The sequence below is a fragment of the Deltaproteobacteria bacterium genome (assembly GCA_020848745.1).
Taxonomy (GTDB): domain Bacteria; phylum Desulfobacterota; class Binatia; order UTPRO1; family UTPRO1; genus UTPRO1.
In genome coordinates this window covers 19,865-41,968 of the sequence record JADLHM010000134.1, presented here as the reverse complement: position 1 = coordinate 41,968, position 22,104 = coordinate 19,865, and the positions used below count along the sequence as shown (strand labels likewise).

The 22,104-nt window shown below is 70.2% G+C and carries 18 protein-coding genes; 11 read left to right on the top strand and 7 right to left on the bottom strand.

Annotated elements, in window-relative coordinates; all coding sequences use genetic code 11:
- Nucleotides 1-127: 127 nt before the first annotated feature.
- Together IT293_19245 and recO are read right to left on the bottom strand one after the other, a co-directional pair.
- Nucleotides 128-2,185 carry a hypothetical protein gene (locus tag IT293_19245; protein ID MCC6766802.1) on the bottom strand — a complete coding sequence of 686 codons (2,058 nt, stop codon included), beginning with the start codon at nt 2,183-2,185 and terminating at the stop codon, nt 128-130.
- Between the two features lie 96 nt (nt 2,186-2,281).
- Nucleotides 2,282-3,055 carry a DNA repair protein RecO gene (gene recO / locus IT293_19240; protein MCC6766801.1) on the bottom strand — a complete coding sequence of 258 codons (774 nt, stop codon included), beginning with the start codon at nt 3,053-3,055 and terminating at the stop codon, nt 2,282-2,284.
- Nucleotides 3,056-3,193: 138 nt separating this feature from the next.
- Here recO and grpE point away from each other — a divergent pair, with 138 nt between their 5' ends.
- From grpE to IT293_19185, 11 genes are all read left to right on the top strand, one after another.
- A complete protein-coding gene (gene grpE, locus IT293_19235) occupies nt 3,194-3,814 on the top strand; it encodes a nucleotide exchange factor GrpE (GenBank protein MCC6766800.1) in 621 nt (206 codons plus the stop codon).
- A gap of 27 nt (nt 3,815-3,841) precedes the next feature.
- Nucleotides 3,842-5,761 (top strand): molecular chaperone DnaK, encoded by a 1,920-nt coding sequence (dnaK, locus tag IT293_19230; GenBank protein ID MCC6766799.1) that lies wholly within the window; start codon nt 3,842-3,844, stop codon nt 5,759-5,761.
- A gap of 33 nt (nt 5,762-5,794) precedes the next feature.
- Nucleotides 5,795-6,910 (top strand): molecular chaperone DnaJ, encoded by a 1,116-nt coding sequence (dnaJ, locus tag IT293_19225; protein MCC6766798.1) that lies wholly within the window; start codon nt 5,795-5,797, stop codon nt 6,908-6,910.
- Between the two features lie 182 nt (nt 6,911-7,092).
- Complete coding sequence (gene thiL, locus IT293_19220; GenBank protein ID MCC6766797.1) at nt 7,093-8,061, top strand: thiamine-phosphate kinase; 969 nt, start codon at nt 7,093-7,095, stop codon at nt 8,059-8,061.
- The gene (locus IT293_19215) at nt 8,058-9,332 is read left to right on the top strand and encodes an HlyC/CorC family transporter (GenBank protein ID MCC6766796.1); all 1,275 of its coding nucleotides are present in this window, start codon (nt 8,058-8,060) and stop codon (nt 9,330-9,332) included. Before thiL ends, IT293_19215 begins: the two co-directional genes overlap by 4 nt.
- Nucleotides 9,308-10,468, top strand: a complete 1,161-nt coding sequence (locus IT293_19210; protein MCC6766795.1) for a CBS domain-containing protein — start codon at nt 9,308-9,310, stop codon at nt 10,466-10,468. Before IT293_19215 ends, IT293_19210 begins: the two co-directional genes overlap by 25 nt.
- Nucleotides 10,469-10,479: 11 nt before the next feature.
- Nucleotides 10,480-11,232, top strand: a complete 753-nt coding sequence (gene larB / locus IT293_19205) for a nickel pincer cofactor biosynthesis protein LarB (GenBank protein ID MCC6766794.1) — start codon at nt 10,480-10,482, stop codon at nt 11,230-11,232.
- Entirely contained in the window at nt 11,229-12,647 is a 1,419-nt protein-coding gene (locus IT293_19200; GenBank protein MCC6766793.1) for an AarF/ABC1/UbiB kinase family protein, read from the top strand. The genes larB and IT293_19200 overlap by 4 nt, the downstream gene beginning before the upstream one ends.
- Before the next feature lie 100 nt (nt 12,648-12,747).
- Complete coding sequence (locus IT293_19195) at nt 12,748-13,746, top strand: GlxA family transcriptional regulator (GenBank protein MCC6766792.1); 999 nt, start codon at nt 12,748-12,750, stop codon at nt 13,744-13,746.
- A gap of 18 nt (nt 13,747-13,764) precedes the next feature.
- Nucleotides 13,765-14,415 (top strand): DJ-1/PfpI family protein, encoded by a 651-nt coding sequence (locus tag IT293_19190; GenBank protein MCC6766791.1) that lies wholly within the window; start codon nt 13,765-13,767, stop codon nt 14,413-14,415.
- 3 nt (nt 14,416-14,418) lie between these two features.
- Nucleotides 14,419-15,039, top strand: a complete 621-nt coding sequence (locus IT293_19185; protein ID MCC6766790.1) for a DJ-1/PfpI family protein — start codon at nt 14,419-14,421, stop codon at nt 15,037-15,039.
- Nucleotides 15,040-15,055: 16 nt separating this feature from the next.
- Here the strand turns inward: IT293_19185 and IT293_19180 are convergent, their stop codons facing one another.
- The 5 genes from IT293_19180 to IT293_19160 form a co-directional block, all read right to left on the bottom strand.
- The gene (locus IT293_19180) at nt 15,056-15,850 is read right to left on the bottom strand and encodes an outer membrane lipoprotein-sorting protein (GenBank protein MCC6766789.1); all 795 of its coding nucleotides are present in this window, start codon (nt 15,848-15,850) and stop codon (nt 15,056-15,058) included.
- Between the two features lie 77 nt (nt 15,851-15,927).
- Nucleotides 15,928-17,136, bottom strand: a complete 1,209-nt coding sequence (locus tag IT293_19175) for a hypothetical protein (protein ID MCC6766788.1) — start codon at nt 17,134-17,136, stop codon at nt 15,928-15,930.
- A 139-nt stretch (nt 17,137-17,275) separates the two neighbouring features.
- The gene (locus IT293_19170) at nt 17,276-19,645 is read right to left on the bottom strand and encodes a tetratricopeptide repeat protein (protein ID MCC6766787.1); all 2,370 of its coding nucleotides are present in this window, start codon (nt 19,643-19,645) and stop codon (nt 17,276-17,278) included.
- 15 nt (nt 19,646-19,660) lie between these two features.
- Nucleotides 19,661-20,845 (bottom strand): hypothetical protein, encoded by a 1,185-nt coding sequence (locus IT293_19165; GenBank protein MCC6766786.1) that lies wholly within the window; start codon nt 20,843-20,845, stop codon nt 19,661-19,663.
- Nucleotides 20,846-20,900: 55 nt separating this feature from the next.
- On the bottom strand, nt 20,901-22,094 hold the full coding sequence (locus IT293_19160) for a right-handed parallel beta-helix repeat-containing protein (protein ID MCC6766785.1): 1,194 nt from the start codon (nt 22,092-22,094) through the stop codon (nt 20,901-20,903).
- Nucleotides 22,095-22,104: the final 10 nt, after the last annotated feature.

Sequence of the window (22,104 nt, the reverse complement as noted above, 5' to 3'; positions counted from 1 at the left end):
GTGACGGCGCGCCGGCCGCCGGAGCCGCTATCGGTGGGGGTTTCCAAGAGGGGGGTCGATATCACCCCACCCATGGAGGGTCAATTTGACGGACGAGCCGCGCCCTCGAACTCGCCGCCGGTCGTGCTTACTGGCAGGTCACCTCGATGGTCACCGCGCCGTCGCCGGCGGTCGCATCGAGGTCGAGGGCGGGGAAGCCGGCACCGATCTTCAAACCTGTCAGGCTGCCGCTCGGACCGTCGATCGCGCTGCAGGCGCGCGGGGCTCCGGTGACTTGCGTCGTGCAGTTCGTGCACCCGGTTGCTTGGTGGTCGAGGAGGCTGTTGGCGGAGTTCTTGGCGTCGTAAATCGTGCCGCGCGCCGCGCCGGTCGTGAGGAAGACGGTGAGGTCGGTCGTCGCGGCGTAGGTGTCGTCGCCGGTGCACTGCACGCCGTCCCCGCCGACGTTGCTCACCTGGCGCAGACGCAGGTACTCGACCACCCGCAAGCTGCCGCTCGCGAAGGTGCCGCTCTCGATGTGCTCGACCGGGCTGTTGCAGACGCCCATGTGCGGATCGCTGCTGTTGCAGCCGGTGACCGAGGACTCCAGGCACGCCGCGGACACGCTGCCGTCCGGGGCCGTGCGCGTGTCGTCGCACTCGGGATCCTGCGGCAGACCGCCGTTGCCGCCGGGCGCGTTGTTCGTGTTGTGGTCTTGCCGCGCCGTGATGTTGACGTTCGGCTCGCCGCCGTCGCAGTCGATCGTGCCCGCGCCGTCGGGCCCGGTCGGCGAGACGCAGAGGCGGATCGGGGACCCGATCGGCGGAGTGATCACGATCGGGTTGAACACGATGGAACTCGCCGGGACGGTGATCTGGCGGACGCCGTTGCCGTCCGCCGACTGGAGCTGCATCGTCTGCGAGCCGGTCAGGGCGCCGGTGAGGCGCAGGTTGCCGAAGAGCGGGACGCCCTTGAACTGCAGTCCGACGAGGCTCGATGGACCGCCGATCGTGCACGTGCGGCTGAGCGGCGTGGGCGTGGGAGTCGGCGTGAGGGTGGCGGTCGGGGTCGCCGTGATCGTCGCCGTCGCCGTCGCCGTCGCGGTCGCGGTGGGCGTCGGCGTTTCCGTCGCGGTCGGCGTCGCGGTTGCGGTCGCGGTGACGGTCGGCGTCGGGGTCGCGCTCAGCGTCGGCGTCGGGGTCGCGCTCAGCGTCGGGGTCGGGGTCGTGCCGGTCGGGGTCGCGGTTACGGTCGGCGTGGCGGTGGACGTTGCGGTCGGGGTCGCGGTCGCGGTTGGCGTGGCGGTGAACGTCGCCGTCGGGGTCGTCGTCGCGGTCGCGGTGCTGGTCGGATCGGGCGTCGCGCTCGGCGTCGGCGTCGGCGTCGGGACCGGGTTCAGGAGCGCGGGCACGCAGAGCTCGGCCGGCTTCGTCACGTCGAGTGTCTCGAGGCCGAACTGGTTGTCGACGTAGGTTTGGAGGACCGGCGTGAAGGAAGAGCCGCGCCTGATCTGGTAGCACATGAGGTGGTCGGGGTGGGTCTCGGCGCCCGGTTCCTCGCCGTTCTTGTCGGTTGCGAGACAGAGCGCCGTCGGCTTCTTCGCGCCCACGGTGAGGTTTCCGAACTGGTCGATCGCCTGGATGTTCTGGATCGGCGTGAACTTCGGCGCGCCGCGGCTGATGCTCACCGCGTAGCACGTGAAGTGATCGGTAACCGGCGCCGCCAGCGGCGGGGGTGGCGCGAGGACCATTTTCGCGCTCGGGACCATGAGACGCACCGGCTTCTTGACGTCGAGGGTCAGCGTGCCGAACGCGTCCACCACGGTCTGATTCCTGAGCCTGGCGAACTTCGGCTGCCCTGCGGAGCGCTTGATCTGGTAGCTCGCGAGGTGCTCGTCGTGGGTGGGGGCGCTCGGATCCTGGCCGTTCACGTTGCTGGGGTTGCAGAGCGCGCGCGGCTTCTTGACGTCGACGAGCGCGCCGCCGAGCCCGTCGACGAGCGGCAAGCCCCCGAGCGGTGCGAAGTTCGGGAACCCCTTCGACGGCTTCGCCTGGTAGCAGGTGAAGTGATCGAGCCCTGGACCGCTCTGGGCTCTGGCGGCCTCCCAGGAGCCGGCGCCGTGAAGGATGGCGGCGCAGGTGACCGCGACGGCAGTCGCGGCGACGCGGGTGCAGAGCTTCCAGGGCGTCGATGATGAGCGCCGCATACGGCACCTCCGGTGGGGGAGCGGATGGCGGTCGTTAGCTCGGCGCGCCCTCCGTCGTCAAGCGTGCGCGGCCGCCGCGTGCGCGGCCGCCGTGTGTCAGAGGGATTCGAGGAGCTTCTCGGACGCGAGCGGGGCGGTGAGGTTCGCTGCGAAGAAACAGCGGACGAGAGCCCGGGCCTCGGCTGCCATGCCCGGGGCGAGCCGGAAGTGCTCCCCGGCGCGGTCGCTGAACGCGGTGCGCTGAAACGCGATCAGGCGCTCCAGTACCGGCGGCGACGCCTGGTACGCGCGTCCCTCGCCGCGGCAGCGGACGCAGAGCACGCCGCCGCGCGCCGGGTGTACGTACATCATCGTCTCCGACCCGGCCGGCGTGCCGCAGCGGCGGCAACGGTCGAGCTCGGGCTCGTAGCCGGTGAGCCGCAGGAGATGCAGCTCGAAGGCGCGCAGCACGCCGGGCTCCGCATCGCCCTGCTCGAGGAGGGCGATCACGTCGCGGACGAGCTCGTAGGTCTCGGGACCGGCTTCGTGCTCGCGGACCATGCGGTCGGCGAGCTCGAGCACGTAGCTCCCATAGGCGAACTTCACGAGGTCGCGCGCGAGGGCGATCGGCGCGTCGCGCAGCACGCACGCGCTCACGAACGCCAGGTCGCGGTGCGGTCGGAGGCGGAGGGTGACGTCGACGTGGGTGAAGGGCTCGAGCACGTTCACGAAGCGTCGCTTCGAGCGCCGGGCTCCCTTGGCGATCCCGGCGATCTTGCCTCGATCGCGGGTGAGGAAGGTCACGATCTTGTCGGACTCGCCGAAGGCGCGGGTGCGGACGACGACCGCCGGGGTCACGATCTCCTCGGGCGGGATGATCGAGGCGGGCACCGCTTCCTGTAGTAGCGGTCGCCATCGCGACTCGCAAATCTCGCGCTCGGTTGGTTGACAGCGCGCGAATCGGCCTTAGGTTCGCGCGGGTCTTCAGGATTTCCGCAACGAATCCAATCAGAAGGGGGCTGTAGACGGATGTCGGACGAGGACGCGACGCGCCCGAAGAGCGCCGAGACGTCGAACGGCAGCGGCGCCGACGATGATCCGGCGGAATCCGGGGAGGGCACCCGTGAGGCGACCCTCGAGGAGCAGGAGCGCCTCCAGCTCCGAGCCGAGCTCTGCGAGGTCAAGGATCGCTGGCTGCGGACGCAGGCCGATCTCGAGAACTTCAAGCGCCGCGCGGCGCGCGAAAAGCAGGACGCGCTGCGTTTCGGCTCCGAGCACCTCCTCCGAGACCTGCTGCCCGTGATCGACAACCTGCATCGCGCGCTCGCGCACGCCGGGAGCGACGATCCGATCGTCGCCGGCGTCCAGATGGTGTTGCGCGGCTTCGACGAGGTCTTCGAGCGCCACGGGGTGAAGGTGGTGTCGGCCCGCGGCGCGACATTCGATCCGAACCTCCACGAGGCGATCAGCCACGTCGAGAGCGAGCACCCGCCGAACACCGTCATCGACGAGCATCTGCGCGGTTACGTCCTGCACGATCGCTTGCTGCGGCCCGCGCTCGTCACGGTCGGCAAGGGCCCCGCCCGCGCCGCCGACGGCGGCGGGCCCGAGCGCGGCGAGAACGTTGCCAAGGATGCGAAGGATGCTTAACGAGGGCCTCACAAAGGAGCCACGATAATGGCGAAAGTCATCGGCATAGATCTCGGTACCACCAATTCCTGCGTCGCGATCGTCGAGGCGGGCGACCCCGTCGTGATCACCAACGCCGAAGGCAGTCGCATCACGCCGTCGACGGTGGCGTTCACGGAGGGCGGTGAGCGTCTCGTCGGCCAGATCGCGCGCCGGCAGGCCATCACGAACCCGGAAAACACCATCTTCGCGGTGAAGCGCCTCATCGGCCGCCGCTTCGAGGACCCGGAGGTCCAGAAGGCCCTCAAGATCTCCCCCTACAAGATCGTCAAGGCCGACAACGGCGACGCCTGGGTCGAGATTCGCGGCAAGAAGTACAGCCCCGCGGAGATCTCCGCCTTCATCCTCCAGAAGATGAAGCAGACCGCCGAGGACCATCTCGGCGAGCCGGTCAGCGAGGCCGTTGTCACGGTCCCGGCCTACTTCAACGACAGCCAGCGCCAGGCCACCAAGGACGCCGGTCGCATCGCCGGCTTGAACGTGCTCCGCATCATCAACGAGCCGACCGCGGCCGCGCTCGCCTACGGCCTCGACAAGAAGAAAGACGAGAAGATCGCGGTCTTCGACCTCGGCGGCGGCACGTTCGACGTATCGATCCTGGAACTCGGCGACGGCGTCTTCGAGGTGAAGGCGACCAACGGCGATACCTTCCTCGGCGGCGAGGACTTCGACCAGCGCATCATCGATTACCTGGCCGACGAGTTCAAGAAGGATCAGGGGATCGACCTGCGCAACGACCGCATGGCGCTCCAGCGTCTGAAGGAAGCCGCCGAGAAGGCGAAGTGCGAGCTCTCGACGGCGATGGAGACGGACATCAACCTGCCGTTCGTCACCGCCGACCAGACGGGTCCGAAGCACCTCAACATGAAGCTCAGCCGCGCCAAGCTGGAGGTGCTGGTCGCGGATCTGCTCGATCGCCTCGAGGGGCCGTGCACGACCGCGCTCCGCGACGCCGGGCTCGGCGTGAAGGACATCGACGAGGTGATCCTCGTCGGCGGCATGATCCGCATGCCGGCGGTGCAGGAGCGCGTGAAGAAGCTCTTCGGGAAGGACCCGCACAGGGGCGTGAACCCCGACGAGGTGGTCGCGATCGGCGCCGGCATCCAGGGCGCGGTGCTGAAGGGCGAGGTGAAGGACGTCCTGCTCCTCGACGTGACCCCGCTCTCGCTCGGCATCGAGACCCTGGGCGGCGTGTTCACCAAGCTCATCGAGAAGAACACCACGATCCCGACCAAGAAGAGCCAGGTCTTCTCGACGGCGCAGGACAATCAGAACGCGGTCACGATCCGGGTCTTCCAGGGCGAGCGCGAGATGGCGGCCAACAACAAGCTGCTCGGCCAGTTCGATCTCGTCGGGATCCCGCCGGCGCCGCGCGGCATGCCGCAGGTCGAGGTCACCTTCGACATCGACGCGAACGGCATCGTCCACGTCCACGCCAAGGACCTCGGCACGGGCAAGGAGCAGTCGATCCAGATCACGGCGTCGAGCGGTCTCTCCGAGGACGAGATCAAGAAGATGGTGAAGGAAGCAGAAGCGAACGCCGCCGAGGACAAGAAGCGGCGCGAGGAGGTCGAGGCGCGCATCCAGCTCGATCAGGTGGTGTATCGCGCCGAGAAGTCGATCGCGGACGCACCGGCCGACGTCGATGCGGCCGCGAAGGGCGCGCTGCAGTCGGCGGTCGACAGCGCGAAGAAGGCGCTGGAGGGTGGCGACTCCGGCCAGATGCAGTCGGCCCGGACGGCGCTCGAGCAGGCCGCCCACAAGTTCGCCGAGGCGATGTACGCCAAGGCGTCGCAGCAGGGCGCGGCCGGCGGCGGCGACGGGACGAGCGCGGGCGGCGAGGGCGCCGGGACGCAGCCGGGTCGGGACGACGCGGTCGACGCCGATTTCGAAGAGGTCAAGGAGTAGACGGTTCGGCCGCTTCCGCTATAACGCCGCCTGATGCCCGCCGCGCGACGCGACTTCTACGAGGTGCTCGAGGTCTCCCGGGACGCGGGCGACGAGGACATCAAGCGGGCCTACCGCAAGCAGGCGCTCAAGTACCACCCCGATCGCAACCCGGGGGACAAGGAGGCGGAGGAGCGCTTCAAAGAGTGCTCGGCCGCCTACCAGATCCTCTCCGATCCCGAGAAGCGCGCGCAGTACGACCGGTTCGGCGCGGCCGCGTTCGAGGGTCCCGGCGGCGGATTCGACTTCGGCGCCGGCTTCGAGGATATCTTCAGCGGCATCTTCGGCGACTTCTTCGGCCAGGCGCGCGGCAACGGCCGGGGCCGGAGCCGCGCGCGGCGCGGCGACGACCTCCGTTACAATCTCGACCTCGCCTTCGAGGAAGCCGCCTTCGGCTGCGAGAAGACGATCACCGTCCCGCGGATGGCGACGTGCGAGACCTGTGACGGCCAGGGCGCCAAGCCCGGCACCAAGCCGAAGACCTGCCAGGCGTGCCGTGGGTCGGGCCAGGTCAGGTTCCAGCAAGGTTTCTTCAGCATCGCGAAGACGTGCGGCCAGTGCAGCGGGCAGGGCAGCGTCATCGGCGAGCCGTGTCCGAAGTGCCAGGGGCAGGGTGCGGTGCGCCGGACGCAGAACCTCAGCGTGAAGATCCCGCCCGGCGTCGATACCGGCTCCCGGCTGAAGCTCCGCGGCGAGGGTGAAGCGGGCGGTGGCGGTGGACCGTCGGGCGATCTCTACGTCGTGATCCGCGTCCGCGAGCACGCGCTCTTCCGGCGCGAGGACAGCGACGTCATCTGCGACATCCCGCTCAGCTTTCCGCAGGCCGCGCTCGGCGCCGACATCGAGGTGCCGACGATCGACGGCAAGCACAAGATGCGCATCCCGCCCGGCACGCAATCGGGTGCGCTCTTCCGGCTGAAGGGCAAGGGCATCGCCGATCTCCGCGGCTACGGACGGGGCGACCACGTCGTGCGCGTCGTGGTCGAGACGCCGCGCAAGCTCACCAAGCGCCAGCAGGAGCTGCTCGAGGAGTTCGCGAAGAGCTCGGGGCAGGAGGTGCATCCGATGTCGCGGGGATTCTTCGACAAAGTCAAGGAAATGTTCGGCTGAGGCCGGTCGTTGAAAAAGGGCCATCTGCTGCGTTGCTCGCTTGCACCCGTGAGGGTGGTCGACTCGCTTGTGCGGCGTAGCTCCGCTACGCCTCCGCGCTCGCTCCCTCGCGCCTTGCATCTGACCCTTTTTGAACGACCGGCCGGGGTTGCCGATTCCTTTTGAGGAAGAAGTCGCGCCGCTTGCGCGACGTTGGTGAGGTCGCGCTACTCGAAGAGATCTCGCGGCTCGTTCGGCCGGTGCATGGTGTTGCCGTCGGGCCGGGGGACGATGCGGCGGTCGTCGCGAGATCGCGCCATCCGCTCCTGCTGACCACCGATGCGCTCGTCGAGCACGTGCACTTCCGGCGTTCCTGGCTTTCGGCGTGGGAGCTCGGGTGGCGGGGGTTCCATGTCGCGGCGAGCGACGTGGCGGCGATGGGGGGGAGGGTGCGGGCGGTGCTGCTCGCGCTCGCGGCGCCGCCGTCGTGGCCGGTCGCGGAGCTCCGCGGCGTGGTGCGCGGCGTCCATGCGGCGGCGAGGCGCGCGGGCGCGGCGCTCGCGGGCGGCAATCTCGCGAAGGCGCGGGAGCTCTCGCTCACGGTGAGCGTTCTCGGCGAGGCGCCGGCGCGGCCGGCCCTGCGGAGTGGGGCGCGTGTCGGCGACGACGTCTGGGTGACGGGGGCGCTCGGCGGCGCGGCCTTCGGGTTGCGCCTGCTCCTGGGCGCCCGTAGTGTTTCCGCGGGTGAGACCGCACGACGGCGGTGGCGTCGACCGGTCGCGCGCTTGCGGGCCGGGGAAGCGCTCGCGGCGGGCGGCATTGCGACGGCGATGATGGACGTCAGCGACGGCCTCGCGATCGATGCCGAACGGCTCGCGCGCGCGAGCCGCCGGCACTTGGCGTTCGAGGCGGAGCGCCTGCCGCTCGCCCGCTGCCTCGCCGGGCTCGCGCCCGCGGCCGCTCGGCAGCTCGCGCTCACGGGCGGCGAGGACTACGAGCTGCTCTTCACGGCATCGCCGCGGAAGCGCGCCGCGCTCGCACGGCTCCGGCTCGGCGTCGCGATCACCCGCATCGGTACGGTCGCGGCCGGCAGCGGCGTCGCGGTCGTCGACGCCGCCGGGCGGCCGCTCGCGCTCTCGGGCGCTCCGGGCCACGAACACTTCCGGCCGTGAGCGACGTACTCGCGCATCTGTCGTCGGCGTCGGAGTGGACCGTGCTGGGTCCCTTCGCGCTGGCGCTCCTGGCGTGGACGCTTCTCGCCGGCGCCGAGGCGACGCTCGCGGCGGCGCGCGACGTGGCGCGCACCGCCGCGGGCCCGCGCCAGCTCGGCGAGCTCTTCTACGAGCTGCACCGCCATCCGCGCCGGCTCGTCATCGCGCTCGCGCTCGGCCGCGAGCTCGCACTGGTCACGGCGGCGGCGCTCGGCGCGTCGGCGGGATATCGGTACGACGGTCTGCGCGGCGGTGTCGCGGTCGTCGTCGCTACGGCGATCGCGATCCTCGTGCTCCGCGGCGCGGCGGCGGGCATCGCCAAGCGGCGGCTCGCGCGCGGCCACGCTACGATCGGCCCGGCGCTCGGGTGGATGCTGGCGCCGCTCCGGGGGCTCGCCGCCGCGCTCAAGACGGTCGGGCGCGCGCTCGCACACGGCTTTCTCGGCGAGGCGCCGTCGGGTGACAACGTCTTCGCGCCCGAGGAGATGGCCGCGCTCAGCCGCGAGAGCGAATCGGAGCTGGTCGATGCCGAGCGGGCGCTCGTCGCCAAGGCGGTCAGGTTCGGGGAGCGCTCGGTGCGCCACGTGCTCACTCCGCGCCGCGATATCGTGTCGGTGCCGGCCGACATCGCGCCCGCTGACCTGCTCACCGTGATGCGCGCGTACGGTTTTTCGCGCCTGCCCGTTCATCGCGGCGAGAAAGAGGACGTCGTCGGCTTCCTCTACGTGAAGGACGTCCTCGGCGTGGCCCTCGGCGCCGACGGCATCGGGCCGCTGCTCCGCCAGCCCTATGTCGTGCAGGCCGAGAAGCCGGTCGGCGAGCTCTTCCGCGAGTTCCGCGCCCGCAAGGTCCACATCGCGCTCGTCCTCGACGAGTACGGTAGCCTCGTCGGCCTCGTCACGATGGAGGACCTGCTCGAGGAGCTCTTCGGCGAGATGCGCGACGAGCTCGACGAGAACGAGGAGCCGGCGATTCGGCGGCGTGGGCCCGGGACGTTCCTGGTGAGCGGCCGCGTCTCGGTCGAGGAGCTGAATGCTCGCTTGAAGCTCGCGCTCCCGCCGTCCGAGGACGGGACGACGATCGCGGGCATGGTGATGGACCGCATGGGGAGGGTGCCGGCAGTCGGCGAGTCGGTGGACATGGACGGTTGCCGCATGACGGTCGAGGAGCTCGACGGTCCGGCCGTGGCCCTGGTGCGCGTGCAGCGATGGTCGTCGTCCTCCTCGCGGTAGCGCTTCTCGCGCTCGGCTTGCGCGCGATCGCGGCCGGCGGCTCGGCGGCGCTCTACGCGCCGCTCGCTCCGCGGACCGCGGCGAGCCTCGAGGCCGGCGCGGCGGTGGCCGCGGTGGTCGCCGCCGGCGCGAGCGGCCTGGCACTCCTCGTCTCGACCGACGGCATGAGCGTCGTCGCGCTGCCCGTGCTGGTCGCCGCTCCGGTCGCGGTCCTGGTGGCCGATCTCCTGCCGCGCGCGCTCGCGCAAGCGCAGCGCCGGGTGCTGCCCGCGCCGATCCGGACGTTCGCGCATCGCACGCTCGCGCTCGCCTGCACGCCGCTGCGGTGGATAGAGTCGGGCGCGGTGGTCGTGACCGGCGGGCGCGACGACCGCTGGATTCCCACGCTCGGCCAGGTGTTGTCGGATCTCCTGCGTCGCGAGCGTCCCGGCGAGGAGGTCCCGCTCTCGTCGCCGCAGGTCATCCGCCGTATCTTCCAGTTCCGCGAGACCCGCGTGCACGAAGTCATGGTTCCGCTCATCCACATCTACGCGGTTCGCGACGACGCGCCAATCGAGGAGGCCCTCGCGCTCGCGGCGCGCGAGAAGGTCTCGCGCGTGCCGGTCTTCCATCAGCGCATGTACAACATCATCGGGGTCGTCCATGCCTTCGACCTCCTCGGCGAGACGCGGCTCGGCGAGCCGGTGCGCGCGATCATGCGGCCGCCGCTCTACGTGCCCGAGAACCGGCTCGCGCACCAACAGCTGCGCCTCATGCAACGGCGCGGCATCAACATGGCGGTCGTCGTCGACGAGCACGGCGGGACGATCGGAATCGTCACCGTCGAGGACCTGCTCGAGGAGATCGTCGGGGAGATCGAGGACGAGTACGACGAGCGCGAGATCCTCTTCGAGCCGCGTAGCGACGGCACGGCGCGCGTCGAGGGCGCGATGGAGGTCGACCGGCTGAACGAGATCTTCCCGTGGCGCCTGCCCACCGGCGACTACGAGACGATCGCGGGGCTCGTCGTCACGCACCTCGGGCGCGTGCCGCGCGCGGGCGTGCGGGTGAAGCTCGCGCGCGTGACGATCGAGGTAACGCGCGCCGACGCGCGCGCGGTGCGCGAGGTCATTGTGCACCCGATCGCCGCGGGTTAGCTTCCCCGATCGTGAACCTCCGCGGCCTCGAAGAGCTGTTGACGCGAGTACGGCGCGGGGAGGAGACGGTGGCCGGCGCCGTCGCGGCGTTGCGCGACCTGCCGTTTGCTGATCTCGACTTCGCGAAGCCCGATCTGCACCGCGAGCTCCGCACCGGCATGCCGGAGGTCGTCTTCGGCGAGGGCAAGACGCTCGAGCAGATCGTCGCGATCGCGGCGCGGCTCGCGGACGCGGGTCAAAGCGCCATCGTGACCCGCCTCGACGCCGAGCGCGCGGCCGCGCTCGCGGCGCGACTCCCGGGCTTCGCGTACCACGCCGACGCGCGCCTCGCGGTGCGCGTGGCGTCGCCCGCCGCGGTGGAGGAGAGGGGGACGATCGTGGTGGCCTCGGCGGGCACCGCCGATCTCCCGGTCGCCGAAGAGGCGGCCTGCACCGCGGAGCTCATGGGGAACCGCGTCGAGCGGGTCTACGACGTCGGCGTCGCGGGCCTTCACCGCCTGCTTGCGCACGGCGAGCGGCTGCGCGCCGCCCGCGTCACGGTCGTCGTGGCCGGCATGGAGGGCGCTCTGCCGAGCGTCGTCGGCGGGCTCGTGGAGCGTCCCGTGATCGCGGTGCCGACCAGCGTCGGCTACGGTGCGAGCTTCGGGGGGCTGGCCGCGCTCCTCGCGATGATGAACAGCTGCGCCGCCGGCGTCACGGTCGTGAACGTCGACAACGGGTTCGGAGCCGGCGTCGCCGCGAGCCGCATCAATCGGATCGCATGAGCCCGCGCGCGCCGCAGCCGCCGCCGGATGCTCCACGCCCTCGGAAGCGCGCCGCGCCGGCGGGCGGGCGCGGCCCCGCGCTCACGACGGGACGCGCGCGCCGCGTGCTCAAGGTCGGGAGCCTCACGACTTCGGTCGGGGGGAGCTACCTCTGGCAGGCGTTGAAGCGTCCGTTCCAATCGTCGGAGCGCACGGAGCGCGATCTCCTCGACGCGCACGTCCGGAACGCCGTCCGCATCGTCGAAGGATCGACCGAGCTCAAGGGCGCCTTCATGAAGCTCGTGCAGATGTTGAGCATGCGGAACGATCTCCTGCCGGCGGAGGCGCTCGCCGTGCTCTCGACGGTTCAGTCGTCGGTCCCGCCGATGGACGCCGCCGTCATTCGCGCGCAGGTGGTGCGCGAGCTCGGCAGACCGCCGGAGAAGCTCTTCGCCGAGTTCGAGCCGGAGGCGTTCGCGGCGGCGTCCCTCGGTCAGGTGCACCGCGCGCGGCTTCCGAGTGGCGAGGCGGTGGTGGTGAAGATCCAGTATCCGGGCGTCGAGGACACGGTCGTCCAGGACCTGAAGAACATCCGGACCCTCATCGCGACCCTCGTGCGCATCGGGCGCGACGTGATGAAGCAGAAGATCGACGCGACCGAGGTCGCGCGCGAGCTGGAAGACCGGCTGCGCGAGGAGCTCGACTACGTGAACGAGGCGAAGAACCTGGTGCGTTTCCGCGCGCTCTTCGCCGACGATCCGGAGGTGGCGATTCCGCGGCCGGTCCCGGAGTTCTCGTCGCGCCGCGTGCTGACGATGGAGGCGATCGAAGGCTATCCCCTCGCCGACATCCTGGCGCCGGGGGTCGACCAGAGCCTCAAGGACTGGGTCGCGCTCAAGTACTTCCGTGTGCTGTGGCGCCAGGTGTTCGAGTTCGGGATCCTCCACACCGATCCGCATCCCGGGAACTACATGGTCACCCACCATCCACGGCTCTGCATGCTCGATCTCGGCAGCGTGCGCGTCTTCGAGGAGCCGATCCGGCGCGCGTACCTCGACCTCGCCGTGGCGCTCCTCGCCGATGACGCGGCGGCGATGGGCGAGTGCTTCGTGCGCCTCGGATTCCTCGACCCCACCGACGACCCGGCGGCGATGATCCGCATCATGCGCATCGTGTTCGAGCCCGCGCTCGTCGACGCGGACTACGATCCGAAGCGGTACCAATCGCTCGAGCGCGCGATGGAGGTCGCGCAGATCGCGGTCGAGCACCGAATCTTCAAGGCGCCGGGGCACCGCGTGTTCCTGGTGCGCGCGCTCGTCGGCCTGGAGTCGTACATCCAGCAGCTCGGCACGGTCACGAACTGGCGGCGCGCGTTCGGGGAGTGCGTGAACGCGGCGCGGGCGCCGAAGCGGCGCGCCCGGCCGTCCCGTCGCTGATCTCCCGCCGGCGCGCCGCGGGATCGCGGCCGCATGGATTGGCAGGATTCGTTGGGTCAATGACCTTGCGGCCAAAGCGGGAATGGCCGAGTCTCGGCGCATGTCACGGTATCCGGCCACGCGCCGCATCGTCATGGTCGCCTTCCCGGACGTGCAGATCCTCGACGTCACCGGTCCGCTCGAGGTGTTCGGGTGCGCTTCCCGCCTGCTGGCCGAGTGCGGCGGCGGCGGGGCTCCGGCGTACGAGGTCGAGGTGGTCGCCCGCCGTGCCGGCGCGCTCACGTGCTCCTCGGGCATGCGGATCGTCGCGACGCGCTCGATCCGGGCGGTGCGGATGGGCGTCGATACGCTCCTCGTCGCCGGCGGCCGCGGTACGGCCGCAGCCGTCCGCGACCCGGATCTCCTGCGCTGGCTCCGCGCCTTCGCTCCCCGCGCGCGCCGCTACGGGTCGGTCTGCAGCGGGAGCTTCGTGCTGGCCGAGGCGGGTCTCCTCGACGGCCGGCGCGCGACGACGCATTGGGCGTGGTGCGCCACCCTCGCCAAGCAGTACCCGCGGGTCACGGTCGCGCCCGACCCGATCTTCGTGCGCGACGGACGCGTCTATACCTCGGCCGGCGTGACGGCGGGCATGGACCTCGCGCTCCATCTGGTCGAGGACGACCACGGGCGCGGGCTCGCGCTCGAGGTGGCGCGTCAGCTCGTGATGTTCCTGCGCCGACCCGGCGGGCAGTCGCAGTTCAGCGCGCAGCTCGCCGCGCAGGTCGCCGATCGGGAGCCGCTGCGCGACCTGCAGGTCTGGATCGGCGACCACCCCGACGCCGATCTCTCGGTGCCGGCCCTCGCCCTCCGCGTCGCCATGAGCCCGCGGAACTTCGCCCGTGTCTTCACGCGCGAAGTCGGCATGACTCCGGCGCGTTTCGTCGAGTCGGTGCGCGTCGAGGCCGCGCGTCGCCGGCTCGAGGAGTCGATGCACGGCGTCGACTCGATCGCGAGCGCGTGCGGCTTCGGTACCGCCGAGTCGATGCGGCGAGCGTTCCTGCGGACGGTGCGGGTGCCGCCGGCGGCGTATCGCCATCGCTTCCGCGCCACGCTTCATTGAAGAAAGGGAGGAACGAGGATGAAGATCGCCATCCTGCTGTACGAGGGGTTCACGGCGCTCGACGCGATTGGGCCCTACGAGGTGCTGTCGCGGCTGCCCGGCGCCGAGCTCGCATTCGTGGCATCGCGTGCCGGCATCGTCACGAGCGACACCGGCTTTCTCGGGATCGAAGCGACGGCGGCCGTCGCCGACGTGGAGGCCGCCGACCTCGTGCTGGTTCCGGGCGGCCCGGGGGACGTCAACGTGCAGCGCCATACGGCGACGCTCGAGTGGTTGCGCCGCATCCACGAGCGCACGACGTGGACGACATCGGTGTGCACCGGGGCGTTGATCCTCGCCGCCGCCGGTTTGCTGCGCGGGCGCCGCGCAACGACGCACTGGGCGTCGCTCGAGGTGCTTCGCGAGTACGGCGCGGAGCCCGTGAAGGCGCGGTCGGTCGAGAGCGGCAAGATCGTCACGGCCGCCGGGGTCTCCGCCGGCATCGACATGGCGCTCAGGCTCGCGCAGCGTATCGTCGGGGACGACTTCGCGCGCGCCGTGCAGCTCGGTATCGAATACGATCCGGACCCGCCGTTCGACGCCGGGTCACCCGAGAAGGTGGCGCCCGAGATCGTGGAAATGGTTCGCGCCTTCGGCGCCGGGGGCCGCGCCGCCGGTTCGCGGGCCTGAGCCATGGACCGCACGAGGGTCGGCATCGTCGTCTTCCCGGACGTCGAGGTCCTCGACTTCTGTGGACCGTTCGAGGTGTTCTCGGTGACACGGCTCGACGAGGCGCGGCGCCGCGAGGAGCCGTCGCCTTTCGAAGTGCGGCTCGTCGCCGAGACCGGCGACGTCGTCGTCGCGACCGGCGGCTTGCGCGTGCTCCCCGATTGCACGCTCACCGAGTGCCCGCCGCTCGACCTGCTGGTCGTTCCGGGCGGGTGGGGGACGCGCCGGCTTCTCGAACGCCCGCCGGTCCTCGACTGGATCGCGGCGCGCGGCGCCGTCGTTCCGACGCTCACGTCGGTCTGCACCGGCGCGTTGCTGCTCGGCAAGGTCGGGCTCCTGGACGGCCGGCGCGCCACGACCCACTGGCACGCGCTCGATCTCTTGCGCGAGGTCGCACCGCGCGCCGTCGTCGAGGACGCCCGGCGCGTCGTCGAGGACGGGCACGTCGTCACCTCGGCCGGCATCTCGGCCGGCATCGACATGGCGCTCCGCGTGGTGGCGCGGCTCCATGGCGAGCGCGTCGCGCGCGAGACCGCGCGTCACATGGAGTATCCCTACTCCGCGGACGACCGGCGCCGGATCTGACGGCGCGGTCGGTCGGCTACGGCGTCGTGGTCGCGGCGGGAACGGGGGTGCTCCACGACACCGGTGCGGCGCCTCCGAAGCTCTCGGGCGCGAGCAGCTCGGGCGGAACCGAGGCCGCCTGGGACCAGCGGATGGTGAGCGTCGTCTTGGAGTTGTCGAGGAAGTTCTGGATCTCGATCCTGCCCGGGAACCACTTCTTGCCGATCAGGATGTGGTCCGAGTCGGTCCGGAGCTTCACCAGATTGTTCAGGGTCTTCGCGTAGAACTGCACCTTGAGGGGGATCGTTCGCGTCTTGTCGAAGGTGTACGCGCGGTAGACGTACGCGGACTCCACCTGAGGATGGCCCCCGGCGAGCACGACGTCGGTGCCTTCGTCCGCGATCTGCCAGAGCTTGAAGTCGTCGGCGACGAAGCGGCTCACATCCTCGTAGCTGATCCCGAGGTCGTCGATCGGCTCGCCGATCGCGCTCGTCACGATGCTGCCGGCGGTGCGCGTCATCACCTTCCGCTCGGCACCGCGGACGAGCGCCGCGAGGGCCGGATCCTCCAGTTGGAGGTACCAGCGGGCGTCCTTCCCGGGCGCGAAGAAGGCGATCGCCCGGGTCGCGCGCGGTCCCGTATGGGTCTCCAGGGCGATCGCGATGTCGGCCCGCATGGTGACCTGCGGCGTGTTCATGTCCTGCGCCCCGAGCAGGAGGAGCCGCAGCGACTCGCCGTCGAGCGCGGCAGCGGACCTCGCCGCGAGGATCAGCAGGCCCGCGACGATGCCGAGCGTCCGCGCCGTTCCGCGCCGTTCCCGCGAGTTCCGCATGCGTCTCCCCGATCTCCGATGCGATGGCCCACCGTGCATCGGCTTACGATGGTCTACCGAAGCGCGGTCGCGAACGCTCAGGGGCCGGCAGCCTGGAAGACCGTGCTCTCGGCCTTCTTGATCTCCGTGAGGCCGAGGTTGAAGCAGGCGGCGTCGCTCGACAGAATCTGGACCGTCGCGCTGCTCGGGTTGTTCAGCAGACCCGCGACCACCCCGGTCGGCAGATTGCCGCCCGAGTTCTTGCCCTGGATCTTGACCGCGCCCTTGCCGGCGTCGCCGCCGGTCAGCTTTGCCTGCACGAGGCCGTCCGACGTGGCGTCCTTGTCCTTGTACATGTAGCCCTTGTCGGACACCGTCTTCCAGCACGGCTTCGTGCCGCACAACGGCCCCGGCGGCACGAGCGAGTACGCGCCCCTGAGCTGGTTCGCGGCGTCGTAGATACAGACCGCGTAGACGCTGGTGCCGTTCACCGGGTCGCCGAACTGCCCTTGCGCGACGGCCGGCTGCAACTTGCCGAGCGAGACTTTCAGCTTCTCCTTCCCGACCTTCTTTTCGTCGACCAGCAGGCTGCCCTTGCCGGATGCGATGCAGCCCAAGGCGGGCGCCGGGCCGCAGGCGGCGGCGGGTGTCGGAGTGGGCGTCGGGGTCGCCGGCACCGGGCAATCGCTGTCGGCCGGGTAGTCGGCCGCGCCGTCGCCGTCGTTGTCGAGGCCGACGCTGTCGAGATCGTAGGGGATATCCTCTTGCTGGCTCGAGCACGGGTCGCTCAACCCGCTGAACATGGGCTGGAAGTACGGCGGTGCGACGTTTTCGCCGAAGAGCGCCGGGAACGGATTCGGATGGCCGAGCGTGCCGGGCTGGTGGCACCCGCATGTCGCGAAGCCGTTGCTGATGTGGAACTGGCGCAGGCCGTAGGCGGTGGCCTTCGGCAGGCCGCTGTTCGGCGAGATCTCGCCGTAGTCCTGCCCGTGACACCCGGCGCAGCCGTAGCCGCCGCCGGGACCGCTCCAGTACGTCAGCACGGGCTTGGTGCCGCCGCCGTTCTGGTGGCAGAGGTTGCAGTCTTGAATGCCGAACTGGCTGTAGTGCTGGAAGTGGAGCGCACCGGCATTCGTGAAGCCGGTGTGGCACGATACGCAGCCGTTGCCGGCCCCGTCGTTGTACGATGGATACGCGTGCGCGTCGGGCATCCACAGCAGCATCATCGCCAGGAGGGCGAGCGCGCCGCCGGTCAGTCGGGTGATCGTCTTCACGGCCGTCGCCGTCCTCGCTTCGAGTCTGGTCATGAGGTTCCTCTGTCTAGCGGGCTATGGATTGGGATCGGCGCATCGCGGGCCGTGGGCGCGCCACCGCCGCATCTTCCCTTCCCGGCTTTCGCTGAGTCAAGGGATTTTTCCGCTGGCGGATAGGTCCTGATCAGCCAGGCTACCGCGCAAACTGTAGGGCCTTGGCCTTGCTGAACTGCTGCGCCGCTTCGTCCTCTCGGCCGAGCTGGCGCAGGATGACGCCGAGCGCGTTGTGAACGGTCGGGTTCGGCCGCTGCGCGAGCGAGCGCCGGTAGTAGTCCACCGCCTCCTCGAGCTTGCCCTGCTTGGCCAGCGCCTCCGCCAGGTTGTTGTACGCCGGGGTGAACTTCGGCTCGACGGTGATCGCCTTGCGGAACTCGGCAATGGCCTCGTCGGCGCGTCCCTGGCGGGCGAGCACGAAACCGAGCCCGTTGTGGGTCTCGGCGGTCGGCCGTCCCGGCAGCGCCAGGCGGTAGTGGGACTCGGCCCCTGCCAGATCGCCGGCCTGCACGGCGGTCACGGCCAGGTTCAGGTGCGCCGAGGCGCAGTTCGGATCGAGCGCCAGCGCCTGGCGGTAGTGGGCTTGCGCGTCCTCCGTGCGGCCCTGACGCGCCAGGACGAATCCGAGGTCGCTGTGGATCTCCGCCTTGGGCTCGATCGCGAGCGAGGCCGAGAAGTGCGTGGCGGCATCGTCGAGCTTGCCGAGCTCGACCAGCGCCAGCGCCAGGTTGTTGTGCGCCTTGGCGTTCTTGGGGTCCGCGGCGACCGCACGCTCGTACTCGGCGACCGCCTCCGCGGTCCGCCCGTCCTGGTAGAGCACCCAGCCGAGCGCGTTGCGTAACTCGGCGTTGTCGGGCGCGACTTCCAGACCGCGCCGGTAGGCGCGCTCCGCCCCCTTGCGGTCGCCGGTGTTCTGATTGGCGAGGCCGGCGCGCAGGAACGAATAGGCGTCCAGGAACTGCTCGCGGATGTCGGCGATGGCGTTGCCGGGCAGGTGCGCGAACTCGGGGATGTTCGCCGCCCGATCCGGTGAGGTGAAGCGCTCGAGCAGCACCGGCGGGCTGTCGTTGCCGTCGTCGTCGATGTGGGTGAGGAAGAGCTGGGTGTACGGTCCGTTCACCTTCGAGGAGAAGACCAGCCAGCGGCTGTTCGACGACCAGCTGTGCCAGGAGTTCATGCGCGGCGTGTTGTAGCGCAGGCGCCGCGCCGCGCCGCCCGCGGCGGGGATGATCCAGAGCTCGCTGTCGGGCTGGAGCAGCATATAGCTCTTCGACTTGGTGAAGACGATCCACTTCCCGTCGGGCGAGTACTTCGGGAAGTAGTTGCTCATCCCGTCGTTCGACGCGCCCTCGATCGGCACCGCCGTGCCGCCCTTCCCGTCGTTGAAGGGGATCCGGTAGATGTCGTAGAGGAACGGCTTCTTGTCGACGGTGAACTCGGGCACGTCCTTCTCGTCCACGAGCGCGCTGTTCTGCTGCTCGAGGCGCTCGGCGCGGTAGGCGGTGGCGCGGGCGAACGCGAGCTCGCGGCCGTCCGGGCTCCACACCGCGTTGGTCTGCACGTACTGCGGATCGTCGGCGCCCGGCAGCGCGGTGAAGGTCTTCGCCTCCCGATCGTACACGACGAGGATGCCTTTGATGGGGAAGAAGAGCTGCGAGATCATCAGGTCGGGGATGGCGACGAACACCGAACGATCCTTGACCGTGCTGACCACGTAGCGCCCGGTCGGCGACATGCGCGACAGCAGGCCGAAGGTGAGCTCGCCGTCGGCGCGCTTGTAGTCGGCCCAGGTGATGATCTTCTCGTCGTTCATCACCATGTGCGAGGACACCGGCAGGATGCCGTAGCCGCCCTTGTCGTTGCCGTAGTCGACGTCGAGCCCGAGCGCGCTGCCGTTGTCGGCGAAGGAGTGGCAGTTGCCGCACACCGGCAGATTCTGCAGCACGATCGGCGGCCCGGCCTCCTGATCGATGCTGCCGAAGCGCCAGCGGATGCGGGAGGGATCCTGGACGGCGGTGAGGAACGGCAACGGCACTTCGCGGTAGAAGAGCGCGTCGTCGACCGGATCCCTGGAGGTCCGGATGCGAACGCGCGCCGCGGACAGCACGTCCCCCAGGCGGGCCTGGTTGACGCCCGCGACGATGACTTCGGCGTCGCGCTCCGCGCTGCGAAGTTTGATCTCGCGCCAGCGCGCCTCGGTCGGGCGCCAGCGCGGCGCGTCGACCGTCTCGCGCAGCACCTCGACGCCGGCGTCGTCGCGCACCACCACGTACCAGCGATCGACCCCGGCGGTCTCGTCGTTCCAGAGCACGGTCGGGGCGACGATCTCGGGCGGGAAGAGGGTGCCCTCCTGTGGGTAGGTGATCCTCATTTGCGCCGTAGCCGTGTCGGCGGCGGCGACGATCGCTTGCGTACGGGGCTCGCGATTGCAGCCGGCGAGGAACGGCGGCGCCAGGAGCGCCACCCCGAGGATGGCCGCGATCGCGGCCGACTGATCCGATCTGAGCATGGTAGGTATCTACGCCTACGCGACGTCGAAGGGGAGCAGGGCTACCGCTTCCGCCTCGCAGAGCAGCTCGGGCCGGCAGAGCGGCGCCTCGACCAGCGCGCAGGGAAAACCGTCGAAGCCGCGCTGGCGGCAGAGCGCGCGCAGCACCGGCGCGTCTTCGGGTCGCTTCAGGTAGAGCACCCCGGACGCCACGTCGGCAAAACTAGCCCCCTGGCCGGCGAGCAGCGTCGCGATGTTGCGCAGCATGCGCTCGCCCTGGGCCGCGACGTCGCCGACGTGGACGGTCCGCCCGGCCTCGTCGATGCTCGCGGTGCCCGAGACGTAGAGGGCGACCTTGTTCGCCTCGGCGACCCGCAGGCCGCGCGAGAAGTCGGCGCCGTAGCTCCATGCCTCGTTGAGCGTCGGGGTGGACATCGGCGCGATGGCGAGCGGGCGCGCCGATCGCACCGCATGCAGGCGGATCGAGAAGTCGTGCACGTCGGGGAACGGCACGCCCGCGACGCCGGTGCTGGCCGGCCGCAGGTCGAGGCCGTGGCGCTCGAAGAACTCGCGCCGCGCGCGGTTCAGCGCGTCGTAGTCGCGATCGATGTTGCGCAGGTAAATCCAGGTGCGGACGACATCGCGAAACCCCATGCCGCAGCGCGCGAGCAACCGTTCGGCGGCGTCGAACATGTCGAGCGCCTGCGCGAAGGCGTCGCTGCCCGTGCCGTGCACGTTGGTGGTGTGGAGCGACGTCTGGTCGCCGAGGCGCACCAGACGCGCAGCCGACCGAGCGCACCCCGCACACGGGCACGCCGGCGCCGCCGCGACGTCGCGCACCGCCCAGGCGTCGCGGCGACGCGGAACCACCGCCGCCGCCGCGATTTCCACGTCCCCGCCGGCGAGCGGCGCTTCTTGCATGAACGCCGGCGGCGGGGCATCGGCGCCGTGCTCGACCGCCGCCAGGACACGTGCCCGTGCGTCGAGCACCGAGGGCAGGTCGCGGCGAATGTCGCGCAGAAAGATCGTCTCGGTGACGAGATCCCGAAACGACGCCTGCTCGCCGGTGAGCCGGACGGCCAGCGATTGGTAGGCCGCCTCAGCCTCCGCCGCCGGATTCTTCCACGGATCTTCGGCACGACAGAGGATCGTCAGCTCGTCCGCCTCCGGCCCACCGAAGCGTCGGAGGATGGTCGAGCTGCCGCGCAGGGGCTCTGTCACCCCCGCGCGGCACCTCGGGCGCGCGCTGAACGCGCGCCCGCCGGCCTAGGCCGCTCTAGTTGCACTCGATGCCATTCGTGCCGATCTTGTTGAACGATACGCTCGCTTGGGGCGGCACCGGCTCGTTGTCGGTGAAGCAATTGTTGTGTCCGCCGATCGCCGCGTACGGGGGGAAGGGGAACGCCGCCATCGCTAGATCCCCCGCGAGGAGCCCGAAAATGCCGGGGGGCGGATTGGCGCCGTTGGTCCCCAGCTCGTTTTTCCTGATCAAGTTGTTGTCCGGTGCCGACTGGTAGGCCGGCGGATTGGTGTCGCAATCGAAATCCGAATCGTCCACCGCGATACACCAGTCGAGCGCGGCGACCCCGACGAAGTCGTTCCCCGTGATCTCGTTCTTCTCGAGGGTGACGCCGTCCACGCCGAGCACCAGGACGCCCACGCCCGGCGGCAGCGCCGCCGACATGGACCCGGGCGGCGCCGTGTTCGGCTTGTTGTTGTTGACGATGCGGTTGCTCTTGAACACCCAGTCGCCGCCGGCGAGGAGGTTCGGCGGAGCGACCATACCCGCCCCGTTGGGATGGTACAGGCCGACGCCGACCGTGTTGTCGTGGATGTAGTTCTTCGTCGCCTTCACGCCCTTGGAGATCGTGACCTCGAGGCCCGTCGGGCTGTCGTAGAGCTCGTTCTGCATGACGCGGACGTTCTCCGACGCCTCGACCCAGAGCGCGCTGTCCTGCGCGCCGTAGGACACGTTCTTCTTTACGTTGCCGTTCGCCGAGAGGGTCGGCCAGATGCCGTTCTCCAGGTTGTTGACCGATTCGTTGCCCTGGATCGTGAACTTCTGCACGTGCTTCAGCCAGATGCCGTTGCCCGGGAACCCCTCGACGGTGAAGCCCTGGATCTTGAGGCCGACGATGTCCGGATCGCCCGGATTGGCGGGCTCAACGAGGATGCCGTCGCTCTGTCCGGGGCCCGCCAGGATGCGCACCCGAACGTTGTCCTTGAGCTTGCTCTTGGCGAGCAGCTTGATCGACTTGGTGATGCGCACCGCCGGGCCGGACAGTGCAGGCTCGGTATAGTCGCCGGGCATGACCTTGACCGTGTCGCCGGGCGACGCGGCGTCGACCGCCGCCTGGATCGAGTCGCCGGGGTTGACCGTGATCGTGGCCGCCGTCGCTGCGGCAGGCGCGAATGACATCGACAGGCCCACCGCGAGACCCAACAGCGTGACCGAATGGACTGGCTTCATCTGCATTTCC